The sequence below is a fragment of the Bacillus sp. FSL R5-0286 genome, assembly GCF_038593245.1.
Lineage (GTDB): Bacteria > Bacillota > Bacilli > Bacillales > Bacillaceae > Bacillus > Bacillus altitudinis.
This window is the reverse complement of the sequence record NZ_CP151977.1, coordinates 2,964,225-2,981,082: the sequence shown is the minus strand read 5'-3', so window position 1 is coordinate 2,981,082 and position 16,858 is coordinate 2,964,225. Positions and strand designations below refer to the sequence as shown.

Genomic DNA, 16,858 nt, shown 5'->3' with positions numbered 1-16,858 from the left:
ACCTTTTAAAGGAGAAATGATTTTACCTTTAAGGCCGCTAACAACTTCGAGGTTCAGATCAACTTTATTCAAAATAAATACTTGCCACATTCAAATTAGTACTGTATAGTTCTAAATATGACAAAGGTAAAATTAATGAATCAAAAACGTGTACTTGAAGTAGCTGCAACATTATTTTTGGAAAAAGGGTTTGCTTATACGAGTATGGACGAATTAGTTCGTGTTAGCAAAGTATCAAAGTCTAATGTGTATTATCACTTTTCTAATAAGGAGGAATTATTAGAAGGGGTCGTTGATTATTGGATTGATATGTATCAAGCTGCAATAGACGACGTAATTTCTCAGACCCAATTTTCAGTTGAAGATCGTACCCAAATGTTTTTAAAGCAATTATCACAAGGCGTTCAGTCGAGAGAGTATAAGGGCGGCTGTCCATTTATTACTCTTTATATTCAAAGTCCTGCACAGGCCACACAAATAAAAGAAAAAATAGGTCTTTTTTTCACAGGATTACAAGAGAAAGTTTCTCTGTTACTGAAACAAGGGGTAGAGAACGGGGAATTCAGAGATTCGATTCAGATTGATGAGGTGGCATCACTTTTTATTACAAATCTTGAAGGCGCGTTATTTGTTTCAGAAACATTGAAGGATGCCACTGTCATCACAAAAACAGCAGATCATTTATTTAACTTGCTTCGATAAAAGAAGCATTTTTTTTACATCAAATTAGTACTATATAGTACTAAAAAGGAGATTTCACATGAAAACAGTATTTTTAACGGGTGGAACAGGCTTTATCGGAAAGCAATTAGTGAAAGAATTAGTCAAAGAAGATGTGAACATTCTTCTTTTAGTGAGGTCGAAAAGTAAAGCGACACGCATTTTTCAAGAAAGAGGCATTTTAAAAGAGGCAGTGATGCACTTTGTTGAAGGTGATTTGACGAAAGTCGATTTGGGTCTAAGTCCTGAAGATCAGGAGAGGGTATTGAAAACGGATGTGATCATTCACGCAGGAGGCCCTATGGATATTCAAGCGACAAGTAAAGAGGCAGCTTCCGTCTTTTTAAATGGCGCCAAATATATTGGTGAATTAGCTAAAAGTATTCATCAATTGAAGGGTTTACAGCAATTTATCCATGTTGTCGGTTATATGAGTCCCTTTGATGATCAAAATAGCAAGATTGCCATCGACGTGTTTGAAGAAGGAAACGATTACTTGAAAATAAAAAATCCTTATGAGAGAACAAAGTTTTTAGCAGATCTTTATATTCGTCAACAGGCATCTTCAGTAGGTTATCCTCTTTCTGTCATTAATCCGCCAACTGTCGTTGGTAGTAGTCAAACAGGGAGTACAGAGCAAATTGCAGGATTGGGTTTGCTTGTAAAGAGTATGCGAAGAGGGCTCATGCCGGTGATTCCTGGAGGTAAGGACTATCGGTTACCACTTATTTCAAACGATGAGTTTGCGAAGTTTATTGTACAGGTTTTCAAGTTGGAGCAGCCGGCTATTCAAACATATACACTTGTTGAAGACAAAGAGCACGATCAGAACGTTGCTGGACTATTAAGTATGATGTCAGAAAGTATGAATATGAGGACGCCAAACATCTCTGTCCCAATGCCACTGATGAAAGCTATCATGAATAGTGGTGTAAGTAAACTCACAAACATTCCTTCTGACGGATTGAATTTTATGACAAAACGAACGTTCTTAAATGTTTCAGTGAAAAAAATAATGGGAGAAGATTGGTTTAAGAAGACGAGTGTCATGACATTTTCCCTGCTGTAGTAGCTGATCTAGATTATCGAATGATGGCTCAAAATGGTGAGCACCAACATTTATTTAAACGAACATTATGCGATAATAACACCCTTTACCAATTACAAGGAGAAGGGAAGCCGTTTATTTTATTACATGGTTTATTGAGTGATGGAGAAGATTTATTTCCTTTAGCACAAGAGCTTCATGAGAAAACAGGTCAACCTGTATGGATTTTGGACCTTCCTGGTTTGGGGCGTTCTCCATTTAAACGAGAGAAACATCTTCTAGATATCTATTTGAATGTAGTGAAAAAGTTATTGGAGAAAGCGGCTAATGGTGCACATCTCATTGGCCATTCATTCGGTGCGTTTATTCTATTGAAAGCATTGGGACAAGGCTACATAGATAAGAAGTATTCATCCACTTTACTTCAGCCGCCTGTTTCTAAAAAAAATGCTAAATCGCTAAATGTTCCACAATGGATGAACAAATGGTCATTAAAATTAGCAACTCCTAAAATGATAGAGCGTTATGTATTAAGAAATGGTTTGTTTGAAAGCACGGAGAGCATCCCTAAACATTATATTGAAAAAATCAGAAACAGCTTTACTTCTCCTAGAATTTTAAATACGACGGTTCAGCTTAACCATTTACTACTGAAAACCGATCAAGGTGACTTTAAAGAAGTCACAAAGGATAACCTACACATGATTTGGGGGGAGTATGATAGAGGCTATTCTGCGCCATCGCATCTTGGGAAGGTTGATTTTGTTCCGTATGGCCACCATTTCCCTCTTAGCCATCCGAGTGAAACGGCAGCATTAGTCATCAATAATATTTGTACTAGCAGATAGGAGTCACCCCAAAACGAAAAAATAAGATTGATGACAAGTGAGCAAAATTTTTCGTTCTGGGTCTTGAAAAAATAGAAGTTAACGAGGTGCATAAAACGCATCTAAGGTTTTCGTCATATCATCAGATGCAGATTGTAAGATAGTTTTTTGATCTAAAATCGCTGTTCCTTGTGCCCGGACAATATGAAATTGTTGAAACCCCATCAAGTTTTGGAATATTTCCTTTAGATAATAATATGAAAATTCCAGTGGTGTGTACCGATCGTTATTTGTGAAAATTGAGCCACTTGCTTGAAGCAAAAGTACACGATAATCGTCAGTCATCAGACCAACTGAACCATTTTCTGTATATTTGAACGTTTCTCTAGCAATGAAGATATTATCTATATAATCTTTCATACGTGACGTCACATTGAAATTATGAACAGGTGATACAATCACGATTCGATGATGTGCTTTGAATTGAGCCAATAAAGCAGCAGAAGAAGCGGCGATTTTTTCCTCCGCAGCTGTTAATGTTTGTTCAGATGTTTGCTTATCCCAAATACGTAGCAGCTGGTCTTTTTCGATACGAGGAATTTCAGTTCCATATAAATGTAAAATGGTAGGCTCCTCATGAGGGAATCTTTCTTTAAACTGTTCTAAAAATAGTGTTTGCAGTTTGCTTGAATAACTTTCTCGATCAGTGAAATCAGGGTGCGCGTTAATAATGAATGTTTTCATATGCATGCTCCTTTTCTTTTGATAAACTGAGTATAAAATATAAAGGTGACAATACATGTCACCTTTTTCAGAAGGAAAATCAAATGAAAAAATCAGAACGCTTAAACCAAGAGCTTATTTTTTCAAGTGATAAATATTCATTTCAATTAAAAGATTTAGAAACTGAATTTGGCATTTCTAAACGTACGGCTTTAAGAGATATAGAAGAGCTAGAGTCAATGGGCTTAGCTTTTTATGTTGAAAATGGCAGACATGGAGGATATCGGATCGTGAATCAATCTCCATTGGTTCCGATCTATTTTCAAATAGATGAAGTTCAAGCCATTTTTTTCGCTCTTAAAGCCTTAGATCTGTTGTCAGCAACACCATTTAAAAAGTCTTACTCACAGATTCGCCAAAAACTGTTTGCTACAATGTCTGATGAGAGAAAACATCGGATCACGGAGATTTTGGATGTGATTCATTACTATCATGTCGCGCCAGTAAGTGAACAAAATCATTTGGATTTGATATTGCAGGCAATGATGGAAGATCAAATCGTGAAGATGACATACACTCAATATGAACATAAAAGGATCAGGCTACAATTTCTTGAGTTGTTTTATCGAAATGGGATTTGGTTTACCGAAGCATATGATGTTCAGAATAAAAAGTGGGGCATCTACAGATGTGATTGTATGACGGACATGATGATCGAAGAAGAAACGAAAGACACTTTTACGAAAGAAGCATTAAAAGCACTGCAGCTCGAGTACGAAAAAACTTATCATGATATCTCTTTTAAATGTCGATTAACGGAACAAGGGAAAGAGAAGTTTTTGAAGAATCATTATCCGAATATGAGATTGGAGACCATTGATGATACGCCTTATATAGTGGGTGGGTACAACCAAGAAGAATTATCGTATATGACTCACTATTTGATCTCATTTGGGAAACATGTGAAAATTGAATACCCAGATGAATTGAAAGAAAATTATTTGAATCAATTGCAAGAAATGATGGATCAATATATAAAATGAACGGATTGTATCTGAATCACAAAAACTCAACTCATGAAAAAAGGCGAACTGTCGTAATTCGCCCTTTTTCTATTACTTCTACTTCGCCGCCTGAAATGTATTTGTTTTCGATTGGTCATTGACCTTTCCATACGTCAGCTGACGCCAGATAAATTCCATCGGTCCAGACTTAAACCGCTTTAACCATAACGTACTGAAAAGGACAAGGAAGGCATACACGCCAATAGCCATGAAGAACGTGCCAGCCGGTGAAAGATGATCGGCAAGTCCAGCTCCGTACTTGAGAAATAGCATTGTTCCAATAATGGAGTGTAGCAAATAACAGGTCAGGGACATTCGGCCGACTTTGGTGAACACCATTAAAGCACCTCGCAGCTGAGGAATGTGCAGAAACAGCATCGCAAGTGAACTCATATAAAACATACTGCCAGTCAATCCGCCGTTTTGCTCAAGTGCAGAGACAATGTTCATCCATGGCGTATGTCCAAAAGAGTTGACCGCCGTCATAATCGTACTGGCTAGTGTGATAAGAAAAGCAATTGTACAAATCATCCAAATACGATTCCAAATCGCTTTTTTCGTCTCCATGTTTTTGAAAAACGACATTTTCACAAAATACACACCAAGTAAAAACATGAAGAACATGGAATAGACGGTGGAAAATGAGCTCGAAGCCATCGTGAACATATCCGTCCACCGGTCACCTATCGATGCTAAATAAGTCAGACTGTTGTGACTGGTCAATTCAAAATCGGCAAAATCAGGCTTGCCTGATGATCCTGTACTGATGGTATTGAGCAGCATGGTGAAAAGAGGCGTGAGCAATTGAATCACAAAGAGTGTGATGAGCCAGTACTGGATGGTTTTGGCTGTGCGTTTGTAAAAGAAAAGCAGTAAAAAGCCCGCGACAGCATAATAGGTTAAAATATCTCCAATCCATACAAACGTGACATGCAGAAGACCGATCCCTAAGAGAATGGTTAATCTGCGAGCAAACAACTTGTTCGGGCTGTCCACCTTTTGAGCGGCTCGATCCATAAATATCATAAAACCAACCCCGAATAGAAAAGAAAATAACGTAATGAATTTCCCCGAGGCAAACCAATTCACAATGTGGTGAAAACCATCATTAGACTCCATCTCAAATCCCTTGACCGAATCTACAATCAAAAAATAGTTGACCAAAATAATCCCCATTAAGGCGAATCCTCGTACAATGTCCAAAAAATGCACCCGTTCTTTGAGACTCATTGGTTGTCCGTGTTCTACCTTGCTTACATTCATATCAATGCTCCTTTTCGTGTATTGGATCTAAAGATAAATCCTTCAATGAATCAATATACAGGTCAATTCTTAATCATTTATGAAGATCCAATTTTTTGAAAATAAATGTGACAACTTGATGGCAATTGATCATATTCATAAACACTTAAGATTTATGGTGTATCTTTTCACATAGCTAGATGATATATAGTAATAACATATAAAAATGAACATCATGAAGGATGAGGTGATTGAGACATGACCCATCGAATATTAGTTGTAGAGGATGATCAGGAGATCGGTGATCTTTTGCAGGAATCTCTGACACGTGCAGGGTATGAGGTGCTGAGAGCCATGAATGGCAAGCAGGCATTGTATGTTGTAGATGATTCGCTTGATTTGGTGATTTTGGATGTTATGATGCCGGGTATCTCTGGGATCGAAACGTGCCAGCAAATAAGAGCCACCTCAAATGTGCCAATTTTATTTTTGACCGCCAGATCTAGTACATGGGATAAAACCGAAGGACTACTCGCTGGCGGAGATGATTATATGACAAAACCTTTTTCAGAAGAGGAGCTTCACGCTAGGGTCATGGCGCAATTGCGCAGATATACCATCTATCAGGAAAAAAAGGAACAGGAAGAAACCTATTTAGTTGGCGGTAGCCTGAAGGTGAGTGAAGAATTTAATGAAGTGTGGAAAAATGGGCAGCAAATCAAGTTATCTGATTTAGAATATCGGATATTAAAACTGCTCATGAACAAACGAAACAAAATATTCTCTGCTCAAAATATTTATGAAAGCGTGTGGGGCCAGCCTTATTTTTATTGTTCAAACAATACGGTCATGGTGCATATCCGAAAGCTGCGTGCCAAAATTGAAGATGACCCGGCTCGTCCCGTGTATATCAAAACAGAATGGGGGAGAGGATACCGGTTTGGCACATCGTAAATATACGCTGACCAAAAAGCTGTCACTGCTCATTTTGGTCGCTGCTATCGTAAGTGGTGTTGTCTTTTTGACACTGCAAAAGATCACCGATCACCTGATCGAAGGATATTTGAGTTCAGATGAGTATGATCAGGCAGAGTCAGCCAGATACATTCAAACATTCAGCCGCTACGTTTCAGAACATGAGCTGACTTCAACGGATCGAAAAGCATTCGGTGAGTGGGTGAAAAAAGAAGATTATATTAATCTCACTGTTTACAAGGATGAAGTGCTTCAATATGACTCGATTTACTCTGCCGCTGACGAATCGGCCTATGGGAAAGAAAAGGTGACCGACTACGCAAAGCGTCATTCTTACCCGGTTCAATTTAGCGATGGAGAAGGTAGGGTTATGGTAGACGGGTTTTACTCCTCTCGATATCACGATCTCGCCTTTACACTAGAACTGCTTGGTGCAACACTCATTTTTCTCCTGATTGTGCTTGTTGGCATTCGCCGAAGCCTACGTTACTTGCAAACGATCCGTGAAGAGATTCATATTCTTGAAGGCGGTGAGCTCGATTATGAGATGACAGTGAAGGGGCATGATGAGTTGGCCATGATTGCAAAGAGCATTGAGGATTTAAGAACAGCCTTTTTGGACAAGCTTCAGGCCATTGATGATCTGCAGGAAGAGAGCCGCAGTTTAGTGACCGAAATGTCGCATGATATGAGGACCCCGCTGACATCACTCATCATGAATCTGGAATTTGCGAAAAAAGAGGAGGCTCTAGCGGATACCCGCAAGGAGCAATATATAGCGAGTGCGTATGGAAAAGCCCTGCAATTAAAGAATCTGTCTGACAATCTATTTGCCTATTTCCTGCTGGATAAAGAGCACGAGTCAGAGCTTGAAACCGTTGCAGTGAAAGAAGTGATTTATGATCTTCTATCAGATCAGGTCGCCCTGCTGCATCAGGAGAATTTCACGGTCCTTATTGTAGGCGAAATGCCGGATAGCTATTTTAACGTAAACGTCGAGGAACTTGGCAGAGTGTTTGATAATGTGATGTCAAATTTACGTAAATACGCAGATCCTGAAAAGGACATTCAGATCACTTTTTTATCCGACCAAAATGTCTTTGAAATCCATGTGAGCAATGCGATAAAAAAGACAGACATCATACCGGAAAGCAATGGACTCGGGGAACGAAGCATCAAGCGGATGATGTCCCGAATGCATGGACAGTTTGAAAGTGTAGAAAAGAACGATACCTACTACATCGTGCTGCGATTTTGGAATACCAAAATGTAGAGAGCAAAAACAACATCATGGAATGGGGAAACAATCTGATGAAACGATTCAACAATTTCCAAAAGGTACCTGATCTTCTGCAAGCCCTTCTGAATATCTGCCTGTTCTTTCTAGCGATTGCGCTAAGCGTACTCTTAATTAGTGAAACATGGTACATCGTGCAATTCGTCTATAAAACATTGTTTAACAAAGGAGAAAGCTATTATGGAATGCTTGGCGAGCTGCTGATCTTCTTTATGTATTTTGAGTTTATTGCCTTAATTATTAAATACTTTAAATCCAACTTTCATTTTCCGCTACGTTATTTTATTTATATTGGCATCACAGCTGTCATCCGTTTGATTATCATTGATCATGAACAGGCCGTATCGACATTCTGGTGGGCACTGGCCATTCTTGCGATGACCTGTGCACTCTTTATCGCGAGCAAAAGAGATACTGCTCATGAGCATGAGGAAGTGAAGTGAGGAAGAAGAAGGACGAGTGGTCAACACTCGTCTTTTTTGTGTTTAAATGAACAGTTTTTGAATATGTGTTGATTAATGAACAATGATTGAAAGATTGACAATTGATGATGATGGATCTAGAAAATATAATATAAATAGACAGGTGTTCATAAATGAATAGATGTATAGAAAAAGTATTCTGTCCAAAGCAGTTAACGGATTCACAAGTTCTTATGTTATGCTTTAGAAAAAGAGAAACCATTCTTTTCCTAGACATTGATTGTCATCATTCTATCTATAGGGGTCGATCGTATGCGAAGTATTCAAAGTTTGTTTGTTGAATGGTTACTTGTACTTACAAAGAAGAAACTGAATGTTGAGGGGTATTTAGAAGAACGAAGAATGGCGAATCAATTACCTTATGTGCTGCCTGAGAAGTTGAAAAAGAAATATCACATCACCAAAAGCAGCGCGTTTTCAGTCGATACGTACATGTTGAAATCAGATGTGCAGCCAGATGATCATCAGGTGCTATTTTTACATGGAGGAGGCTATATTGAGCAGCCGCTCGTATGGCATTGGCGTTTCTTGGATCGATTGACGAAGCAATTAAATAGTACGGTGTATGTGCCAGTTTATCCAAAAGCACCGAATCATCAATATATGGATGCAATCGAGAGTGTTCTCCCAGTTTACCAAGCTCTTTTAGAAAAAGGAACACCAGAAAAAATCGTCATCATGGGTGATTCTGCTGGCGGCGGTTTATCGTTGGCCTTTGCTCAATACTTAGCAAAAAAAGGTCTTCCGCAGCCTGGAAACTTGATTCTATTATCACCATGGCTTGATGTGACATTAAGTAATCCTGATATCGCTAAAATGGTTCCAAAAGAGCCAATGCTCAACCTAGATTTACTAATCGAATCGGGCAAAGCCTATGCAGGTAATACAGATGAAACACATCATTTGATCAGTCCAATCTATGGAGAAATCAAATCGTTAGGACGAATTTCTGTTTTTATTGGCACTCATGAATTCTTTCTCCCAGATGCCCGGAAATTCAAAGAGATGGCGGACAAGCAGGGTGTTCCCATCAACTATATCGAATACCCAAAAATGAATCACGTCTTTCCTGTCTTCCCTATTCCCGAAGCGAACCAAGCGTTAAAACAAATTGTCGCTATTATTGAGAGTAAGACGTTCCCTTTGAGGGATATGACAAAATAGGATGCGAACATGAGGATGGCCAGCAATGCTCTAGCCATTCTCGTTTCTAATTGGAGGATCAAAAGTTAATTATGAACGAAACAGAACCGTTTTCATTTACAAGTATGCAGGAAGTAGCTCCTGTAGCTATTCCAGAAAGACAGTTCATTCAATCACATGACGGCATACGTCTTGCTTATTATCCGTTTTTATCAGAAACAAACACGCAGACCAATGTGATCATCATTCATGGCGGAGGCGCTCACAGCTTGGCTGGTTATGAGCATATCGCCTATACATTGCAACATGATTTTCACGTGAATGTGTTTTTGCTGGATTTGAGAGGCCACGGATATTCTGAAGGAAAGAAGGGGGATACACCCAAAGTCACTGACGTGTGGCAAGATATTTCGCAAGTTGTGGATGTCATCAAACAGCAGCACGAAGGAGCACTTTATCTTTGTGGTCATTCCTCTGGAGCTGGATTGCTGCTTCAATATCTATCTTGGGATGAAAAAAGAAAAGTAGACGGTTACTTTTTTATTGCTCCTGAATTTGGCTACAAATCTGACACAGCGAAGTCTAATCAAGTCCCTTTTGCCACAGTTCAAGTTTGGAAATTCGTGCTATCTGCGATGACAAAAGGAAGGCTGATGGGGCATTCAGAAGCTGTACGATTTCACTACCCAGCATGGGTGATTGCACAAGATCCACTTCTTTTAACAGGCATTACCATCAATATGTCTCTTGCCTTAACGCCATCTGCACCTCAAAAACAATTTGCAAGGCTGGACCAGCCTTATGGCATGTTTGTTGGAAGCGAGGATGAGTTATACGACGTAGACAAATTTCATCCATATCTGGCGCTTCCAAATCAGCAGGTGAAAAATCAATCTGTTTACCAAGTGATAGAAAACCATACTCATTTGTCCATTTTACTAGAATCGGGAAAAAAGATTGGGCGTACCATCCAAATGTGGAAAAGTTCCATTTAACCTGAACAACTAGTCAACACTCTACCTTTTTCTTAAAAATTTACATTGACACCATCCTTTTCTATGATAAAATCATAGTGTGATAATGAGAATCGTTATCAAATGATATGACTACATATAGAATGGATAGGTGAGGTACATGTTCAAAAAATCTTTTTGGTCGCTACTAGTTGTGCTCTCCATCGTATTACTTGCGGCTTGTGGCAGTAATAGCAGCGAAGGCAAGTCAGATAGTAATGAGAAAACAAGAACCGTTGAAAGCGCTATCGGTTCAACTGAAATTAAAGGATCGCCTAAACGTGTAGTGACGTTGTATCAAGGAGCAACTGATGCAGCCGTCGCTATGGGCATTAAACCAGTGGGTGTTGTAGAATCTTGGCTTGAAGCACCTACGTATAAATATTTAAGAGATGATTTAAAGGGTGTCAAAATTGTTGGGCAGGAAACACAACCAAACTTAGAAGAAATTGAAAAGCTGAAGCCAGATTTGATCATTGCATCAAAAATCCGTCACGAGCAAATTTTTGATCAGCTGAAAGAAATCGCTCCAACTGTTGCAACAGAAACAGTGTTCACTTTTAAAGACACAGTGAATTTAATGGGTGAAGCGTTAAACAAGCAAGACAAATCAAAAGAATTGCTGACGAAGTGGGATGACCGCGTCGCTGACTTCAAAGAAAAAGCAAAGAAAGACATTAAAAACTGGCCAATGAGTGTGTCTGTGGTGAACTTCCGTGCAGATCATGCAAGAATCTATCAAACTGGGTTTGCAGGTTCAATTTTAACAGAGCTAGGCTTTGAAGGTCCTAAAAATGTCAAAGATAAAAAGCAAGATATCATTACACTTACAGACAAAGAGAGCATTCCACAAATGGATGCAGATGTGATCTATTACTTCATGGATGATCAGGATAAAGCAGTTGAAAAAGCATATAAAGAGTGGACAAGTCATCCTTTATGGAAGCAGCTTGATGCAGTGAAAGCGAAACAAGTGCATAAAGTTGATGAAATCACTTGGAACATGGCTGGCGGTATCACCGCTGCAAACATGATGCTTGATGATATTTATGATCGTCTAGGGCTTGATAAATAAGTGTAGCAGAGGAGAAAATGTGAAAAACCATTTTCTCCTTTTTCCATAACAGATTGAAAGCGGGAATCAGATGAGAAGTTTATTAAAAAAGGATTCGAGCAAGGCACTGCTATTTGCTGGATTCATCGTGTTGATGTTGGTCTTTTTTATGCTCAGTATTTCTCTTGGGCAAACCTCAATTTCCCTCAAAGCCACCATCCATGCGTTTCTTCAGTTTGATGAGTCAGATCCAAACAGTGTGATTGTCATGACATCCAGATTATCAAGAGCTTTAATTGCGACGGTTGTTGGATCAAGTCTAGCGATTTCAGGTGCACTCATGCAGGCATTGACGAGAAATCCGCTGGCTGCACCAGATCTTTTAGGTATTAATGCAGGTGGACTCTTTTTTATTGTGATTTCGATTGTTTTCTTTTCTACCGAGTCGTTAACAGGTTATATGTGGACGGCCTTTTTAGGCGCTGCCATTGCAGGTATGCTTGTCTTTCTTCTAGGCTCCATTGGAAGAGACGGACTGACACCGGTCAAAATTGTACTCGCAGGTGCTGCGATATCTGCTCTGTTTGCGTCCTTTACTCAAGGACTTTTAATCGTGAATGAACAGTCCATTCAAAGCATCCTGTTCTGGATGGCTGGTTCAGTGTCAGGAAGAAGTATAGATATGCTGCTGCCTGTGCTGCCTTATATTCTTGGGGCGACTGTGGTGGCGCTGCTTCTTGGCCGCTCGATCAATGTCCTTTTATCGGGTGATGATATTGCGAAAGGGCTTGGCCAGCGTACGTTGCTTTTGAAGATGACGATGGGGGTACTTGTCGTCTTTTTAGCAGGAGGTTCCGTCGCTGTCGCAGGATCCATTGGATTTGTTGGTTTTCTTGTGCCGCATATTGTGAAAAAGCTTGTTGGACCTGACCACCGCTGGGTACTGCCGTATTGTGCCGTTGTAGGGGCGTCGCTTTTACTTGTCGCAGATCTTGCCGCTCGTTTTCTGATCATGCCGCAGGAAGTACCGATTGGTGTCATGACGGCAATTGCAGGAGCGCCTCTATTTGTTTATCTCGTGCGCAAGGGGTTGAAGACAGGTGGCTAAAACATATACAGTGCGTTCAAAGGGCGGGCGCATTTCATTTCAATTTTCAAAGCGGACGTTTTTGATTTTACTATTATTGACAGGCGTTGCCTTTGGTTTATTTATTCTGAGCCTTTGTATGGGCAGCCGCTTTATTCCGCCTACTGATGTGCTGCTGCATATCTTCGGACAAGGCGAGGGAAATACGTTTGTATTAAATACGTTGAGGATTCCAAGGACCCTGCTTGCGGTTTTAGTGGGAGCGGCACTTGCGGTATCGGGGCTTATTTTACAAGGTCTCATTCGAAATCCGCTTGCATCGCCTGACATCATAGGAATTACGAGCGGTGCGTCGTTTGGCGCCATTATGTTCATCGTCTTTTGGATGGGCACTGTGCCTATTGCTTATCAGTCGTTGTGGGCCATTGCAGGCGCTTTTGCGGTATCATGCCTCATTTATTTGCTTTCATGGAAAAAAGGCGTCAAGCCGATCACGCTCGTCTTGATGGGGATTGGGATTTCCGCCATTATGAAGGCGTGTGTGACGTTTACTCTTGTGCTCAGCGATACGATGACCACGACCAAGTCATACATCTGGCTGACGGGCAGTTTATATGGTTCTACAATGAAGGACGTCATCGCAATGCTTCCTTGGGTATTGATTATTTTACCGATTGTCATGGTGCTGGCAAGAACGATGAATGTGAAGGAGCTTGGAGATGATCTTGCAACAGGTCTCGGGGTCAAGGTTCAGGCGAAGCGGTTATTCTTTCTACTGATGAGTGTGACATTAGCCGGTATTGCCGTTGCATTCGCAGGTGGTATTGAATTTGTCGGACTGATGGCGCCACATGTGGCAAGGATGATCATCGGTCGTTCCTTTATTGCGCTTGTTCCAGCATCTGCGCTTGTTGGAAGTATTCTCGTGATGCTGGCAGACTTAGTTGCGAGAACGGCTTTTCTCCCGTTAGATGTCCCGGCAGGTGTTTTTACGGCGGCAATTGGTGCACCGTTCTTTATTTATTTGTTATATCAACAGCGAAATCGTTAAACGAAAGATGGGGGTTTTGATATGAAGCCAGAGTGGGTTGAGAGAGAATTACTTGATTTCGGGGTACACATCACAAATGGACCAATGACATCTGATCGCACACTGGCTGCGCTTTTTTCAGAAGCATCTATCAGACGTTTATTAGAAGCTGAAAAGGAAGCGATGCATGCACCGAATATAGCAGTGGCGGCGTCCATGTTTTCAAAACGCTATGCCTATTTAGCTGTTAGTTCTACTTTGTACTTGATGACAATGTATGATGCTGTCTACCGGTTTTCACCAGAGGCGTGTGTCTTTAGAGAAGATCGTAAAATTGAGCTAGATGAAACGCTCTGTTCATTTGTTCAGTTAGAAGGAGATCGTCATGAGTGGAGAGAACAGGTCGTCCGCATGCTATTTACGCAGTGTGTCACACCTCTTTTAGATGTATTGAAACGTACTTCAAGACTTCCGTATTCGATTTTATGGGAAAATGTAGCGGTACGTATCAATTCTCTTTACCGTAGCATGATGCGAGAAACGGAAGAGCCTAAAATGAAAGAGCGCGTACGGGAGGATTATTTGTTTCTGAAGAAGGCATCGGGTGATCTTTTCGGAGTGAAGCAAAATCCTTTTCAGCACAGCTTAAATTTAGATGAAAGTTTGCTAGACACATCAAATCGAAAGACTTGCTGTATGTATTATAAGCTTGAGAAAAAATCAGAGAGCCTTGATTATTGTCTCGTCTGTCCGCTTGAAAAAAAGAAAGGCACTGCTTGTTCATAGCAGTGCCTCTCTTTTTTATTCCCAAATATCGCTTACCCATTCAGGGTGATCAATAAAAGGATTGCGATTGTGCTGGTACGTTTGATAGATGATTTCGTTACGATTCCGTTCGATTTGATCGACTGGATCTTGCTTGTGCCATTTCAATAGGACAGACATTTTGCCGTGAAGAGGGGCGCTTCCATTATTCACTTTGTTGTTCAATTCTAAATCTGGGAAACGGTCATCACCTTCATATCGGACAGCCATATAAAAGAGCATTCTTGCTACATCTCCTTTCACCCGGCTATGAGGTTCAAATGAGTCGCTGTCATAGAAGTTGCCCGGCGCTCCCTTGTATTCATTTCCGCCTATATCAAAATCTAAATTTCCTCGTGTGCTATTCGTTTGTACGTCTGTTGCCCGAAGGTGATGGAGATCTGTACCAGGTCCCTGGCTCGTCCCAAAATTGCCGTGAGATTTAGCCCACACATGCTCCCGGTTCCACTGTCCCACGTTTCCTCCATTTGCTTGCTTTGACCTGGAGATACCGCTATAGAGCAAGAGCACATTGCTTGGATTTTTTGGATCTTCATCCGTTTTCTTTAATGCATCCCAAACCTGGCTGTAGGATAGCTGCGCATGATCATCAATAATATCGTGTAATGCTTTCTTAAGAGCAGGCCCAGATTTGCCAGCAGCAGATTGGTAATAGGAATCAATTTGACTTGAAGCAGTTGTTTTCGCATGTTGAGCAGATGTTTCGGTTTGTAGCTGTAACGGGGAAAAGGTGATGGTTTGACTCGGTTCATTCAGAGTAAAGCCTTGAGCATTTGCAGCGGGAGGCAGCGGAGCGGCAAATGTACCGAAAATCATGATTCCGGCAGCCACAGTTCCAAATAAAGATCTTTTCATTCTATTTCCTCCTTCATAGGGAATGTATACTCTTTAGTTCTATCATATTGCCATAAAGAAATAAATGGATGTATCGTAAATTTTATGTAACCAATTCGTAAGAAAAGAGATTGCTATTTTATCAGCATTGCTGTATAAGTGGGCATATAAGGATGGACACAGCAAGGGAGAGGATGGATAACGTGAAAGAACTACACACACCTACTAGAACCATTATGACACCAGGACCTGTCGAAGTAGATCCGAGAGTCCTTCGAGTGATGAGTACACCAATTCTTGGTCAATTTGATCCTGCATTTACAGAGATCATGAATGAAACGATGACCTTATTACGATCACTTTTTCAAACAGAAAATGAATGGGCTTATCCAATTGATGGGACGTCCCGCTCAGGACTTGAAGCTGTGCTTGCCAGTGTGATCGAGCCCGGAGATGTGATGCTCGTTCCGGTCTTTGGACGCTTCGGTCATTTGCTGATTGAAATTGGACAGCGCTATGGTGCTGAGGTACATACAATGGAATGTGAATGGGGAACGGTTTTTAAGCAAGACGACATCATCGCAGAGATGCATCAAGTCAAGCCGAAAATTGTTGCGATGGTTCATGGTGAAACATCTACCGGAAGATTACAGCCGCTTGAGAAAATTGGTGAAGCATGCCGAGCGCTTGATGCGCTTTTTATTGTAGACGCTGTGGCGACAATTGGTGGTGTCGAGGTCAAGGTAGACGAATGGAAAATCGATGCGGCAATTGGGGGCTCGCAGAAATGCTTGTCTGTTCCATCAGGGATGTCACCGATCACATATAATGAACGAGTGGCTGACGTCGTACAATCGAGAAAGAAAGTAGAAAAAGGGATTGCAACACAGGACGAACTGCAAAAACAGGTAGACATTTCTCCAATCAAAAGCAATTACTTTGATCTAAGCCAGCTGCAAGATTATTGGAGCCCGAGGCGGTTAAATCATCATACAGAAGCGACAACGATGCTTTATGCACTGAGAGAAGGGGTTCGACTTGTGCTAGAGGAAGGTCTGGAGGAACGTTTTCAGCGCCACTTGTTTCATGAAAAGGCTTTAATGGCAGGACTTGAAGCGATGGGGCTTGAATTATTTGGTGATCCAGACTGCAAAATGCCGGTCGTGACGTGTATCGTCATTCCAAGTGATATCGACGGAGAAACGGTCCGGGCTGATCTTCTTCATCATTTTGGAATTGAAATTGCGAGTTCATTTGGGCCTCTTGCAGGACGGATATGGAGAATTGGCTCAATGGGCTATAGCTGCCGAAAGGAAAATATTCTATTTGTTTTAGCAGGCCTTGAAGCCATCTTGATGAAGTACGGAGCAGCCATCAATTGTGGCGCTGGGTTACAGGCGGCTCTTTCCATCTATGAACAAGCTGAATAAAAAAGGGATTCTCAAAATACTCGCCACCAGCGGGTATTTTTTATTTGGGAAAAAACGCTGTTTT

Annotated in this window: 15 protein-coding genes and 1 pseudogene; 13 read left to right on the top strand and 3 right to left on the bottom strand. The window is 40.8% G+C overall.

From position 1 onward, the window contains the following. Nucleotides 1–135: 135 nt before the first annotated feature. A complete protein-coding gene (locus tag NST24_RS15455; RefSeq protein ID WP_342461956.1) occupies nt 136–702 on the top strand; it encodes a TetR/AcrR family transcriptional regulator in 567 nt (188 codons plus the stop codon). A 58-nt stretch (nt 703–760) separates the two neighbouring features. Then, nucleotides 761–2,616, top strand: a pseudogene (locus NST24_RS15450) (alpha/beta fold hydrolase). 78 nt (nt 2,617–2,694) lie between these two features. Here NST24_RS15450 and NST24_RS15445 read toward each other — a convergent pair. Further along, entirely contained in the window at nt 2,695–3,339 is a 645-nt protein-coding gene (locus NST24_RS15445) for an NAD(P)H-dependent oxidoreductase (RefSeq protein WP_342461955.1), read from the bottom strand. Nucleotides 3,340–3,422: 83 nt separating this feature from the next. Here NST24_RS15445 and NST24_RS15440 point away from each other — a divergent pair, with 83 nt between their 5' ends. After that, complete coding sequence (locus NST24_RS15440) at nt 3,423–4,361, top strand: WYL domain-containing protein (protein ID WP_342461954.1); 939 nt, start codon at nt 3,423–3,425, stop codon at nt 4,359–4,361. Nucleotides 4,362–4,439: 78 nt separating this feature from the next. Here NST24_RS15440 and NST24_RS15435 read toward each other — a convergent pair whose 3' ends face one another. Further along, on the bottom strand, nt 4,440–5,645 hold the full coding sequence (locus tag NST24_RS15435; RefSeq protein ID WP_249855599.1) for a DUF418 domain-containing protein: 1,206 nt from the start codon (nt 5,643–5,645) through the stop codon (nt 4,440–4,442). Nucleotides 5,646–5,882: 237 nt separating this feature from the next. Between NST24_RS15435 and NST24_RS15430 the strand changes: the two genes are divergently transcribed. The 9 genes from NST24_RS15430 (at nt 5,883) to NST24_RS15390 (ending at nt 14,491) form a co-directional block, all read left to right on the top strand. Further along, nucleotides 5,883–6,578, top strand: a complete 696-nt coding sequence (locus tag NST24_RS15430) for a response regulator transcription factor (RefSeq protein WP_024719771.1) — start codon at nt 5,883–5,885, stop codon at nt 6,576–6,578. Then, nucleotides 6,565–7,872, top strand: coding sequence for a HAMP domain-containing sensor histidine kinase (locus tag NST24_RS15425; protein WP_342461953.1), 1,308 nt, complete (start codon nt 6,565–6,567; stop codon nt 7,870–7,872). The genes NST24_RS15430 and NST24_RS15425 overlap by 14 nt, the downstream gene beginning before the upstream one ends. A gap of 38 nt (nt 7,873–7,910) precedes the next feature. Further along, nucleotides 7,911–8,339 (top strand): phosphate-starvation-inducible protein PsiE, encoded by a 429-nt coding sequence (psiE, locus tag NST24_RS15420; protein WP_008346998.1) that lies wholly within the window; start codon nt 7,911–7,913, stop codon nt 8,337–8,339. A gap of 291 nt (nt 8,340–8,630) precedes the next feature. Continuing rightward, the gene (locus tag NST24_RS15415; protein WP_342461952.1) at nt 8,631–9,542 is read left to right on the top strand and encodes an alpha/beta hydrolase; all 912 of its coding nucleotides are present in this window, start codon (nt 8,631–8,633) and stop codon (nt 9,540–9,542) included. A 71-nt stretch (nt 9,543–9,613) separates the two neighbouring features. Further along, entirely contained in the window at nt 9,614–10,516 is a 903-nt protein-coding gene (locus NST24_RS15410; RefSeq protein ID WP_045034560.1) for an alpha/beta fold hydrolase, read from the top strand. Nucleotides 10,517–10,655: 139 nt separating this feature from the next. Further along, the gene (locus tag NST24_RS15405; protein ID WP_007500381.1) at nt 10,656–11,609 is read left to right on the top strand and encodes an iron-siderophore ABC transporter substrate-binding protein; all 954 of its coding nucleotides are present in this window, start codon (nt 10,656–10,658) and stop codon (nt 11,607–11,609) included. A gap of 70 nt (nt 11,610–11,679) precedes the next feature. Continuing rightward, complete coding sequence (locus NST24_RS15400; RefSeq protein WP_008346988.1) at nt 11,680–12,696, top strand: iron ABC transporter permease; 1,017 nt, start codon at nt 11,680–11,682, stop codon at nt 12,694–12,696. Further along, nucleotides 12,689–13,726, top strand: coding sequence for an iron ABC transporter permease (locus tag NST24_RS15395; RefSeq protein WP_039168968.1), 1,038 nt, complete (start codon nt 12,689–12,691; stop codon nt 13,724–13,726). The genes NST24_RS15400 and NST24_RS15395 overlap by 8 nt, the downstream gene beginning before the upstream one ends. A 21-nt stretch (nt 13,727–13,747) precedes the next feature. Continuing rightward, on the top strand, nt 13,748–14,491 hold the full coding sequence (locus tag NST24_RS15390) for an IucA/IucC family C-terminal-domain containing protein (RefSeq protein ID WP_058336889.1): 744 nt from the start codon (nt 13,748–13,750) through the stop codon (nt 14,489–14,491). A 15-nt stretch (nt 14,492–14,506) separates the two neighbouring features. Here the strand turns inward: NST24_RS15390 and NST24_RS15385 are convergent, their stop codons facing one another. Then, nucleotides 14,507–15,385: an endonuclease gene (locus NST24_RS15385; protein WP_342461951.1), complete on the bottom strand. Its 879-nt coding sequence runs from the start codon at nt 15,383–15,385 to the stop codon at nt 14,507–14,509. Nucleotides 15,386–15,558: 173 nt separating this feature from the next. Here NST24_RS15385 and NST24_RS15380 point away from each other — a divergent pair, with 173 nt between their 5' ends. Next, entirely contained in the window at nt 15,559–16,794 is a 1,236-nt protein-coding gene (locus NST24_RS15380; RefSeq protein WP_259253416.1) for an alanine--glyoxylate aminotransferase family protein, read from the top strand. The last annotated feature ends 64 nt before the right edge of the window (nt 16,795–16,858 follow it).

What these genes read in the sequence shown, in the direction of transcription:
- NST24_RS15405 (WP_007500381.1), top strand. Translation starts at nt 10,656, where the DNA reads ATGTTCAAAAAATCTTTTTGGTCGCTACTAGTTGTGCTCTCCATCGTA.
- NST24_RS15390 (WP_058336889.1), top strand. Translation starts at nt 13,748, where the DNA reads ATGAAGCCAGAGTGGGTTGAGAGAGAATTACTTGATTTCGGGGTACAC.
- NST24_RS15430 (WP_024719771.1), top strand. Translation starts at nt 5,883, where the DNA reads ATGACCCATCGAATATTAGTTGTAGAGGATGATCAGGAGATCGGTGAT.
- NST24_RS15415 (WP_342461952.1), top strand. Translation starts at nt 8,631, where the DNA reads ATGCGAAGTATTCAAAGTTTGTTTGTTGAATGGTTACTTGTACTTACA.
- NST24_RS15410 (WP_045034560.1), top strand. Translation starts at nt 9,614, where the DNA reads ATGAACGAAACAGAACCGTTTTCATTTACAAGTATGCAGGAAGTAGCT.
- NST24_RS15440 (WP_342461954.1), top strand. Translation starts at nt 3,423, where the DNA reads ATGAAAAAATCAGAACGCTTAAACCAAGAGCTTATTTTTTCAAGTGAT.
- NST24_RS15380 (WP_259253416.1), top strand. Translation starts at nt 15,559, where the DNA reads ATGGATAACGTGAAAGAACTACACACACCTACTAGAACCATTATGACA.
- NST24_RS15445 (WP_342461955.1), bottom strand. Translation starts at nt 3,339, where the DNA reads ATGAAAACATTCATTATTAACGCGCACCCTGATTTCACTGATCGAGAA.
- NST24_RS15400 (WP_008346988.1), top strand. Translation starts at nt 11,680, where the DNA reads ATGAGAAGTTTATTAAAAAAGGATTCGAGCAAGGCACTGCTATTTGCT.
- NST24_RS15435 (WP_249855599.1), bottom strand. Translation starts at nt 5,645, where the DNA reads ATGAATGTAAGCAAGGTAGAACACGGACAACCAATGAGTCTCAAAGAA.
- NST24_RS15385 (WP_342461951.1), bottom strand. Translation starts at nt 15,385, where the DNA reads ATGAAAAGATCTTTATTTGGAACTGTGGCTGCCGGAATCATGATTTTC.
- psiE (WP_008346998.1), top strand. Translation starts at nt 7,911, where the DNA reads ATGAAACGATTCAACAATTTCCAAAAGGTACCTGATCTTCTGCAAGCC.
- NST24_RS15455 (WP_342461956.1), top strand. Translation starts at nt 136, where the DNA reads ATGAATCAAAAACGTGTACTTGAAGTAGCTGCAACATTATTTTTGGAA.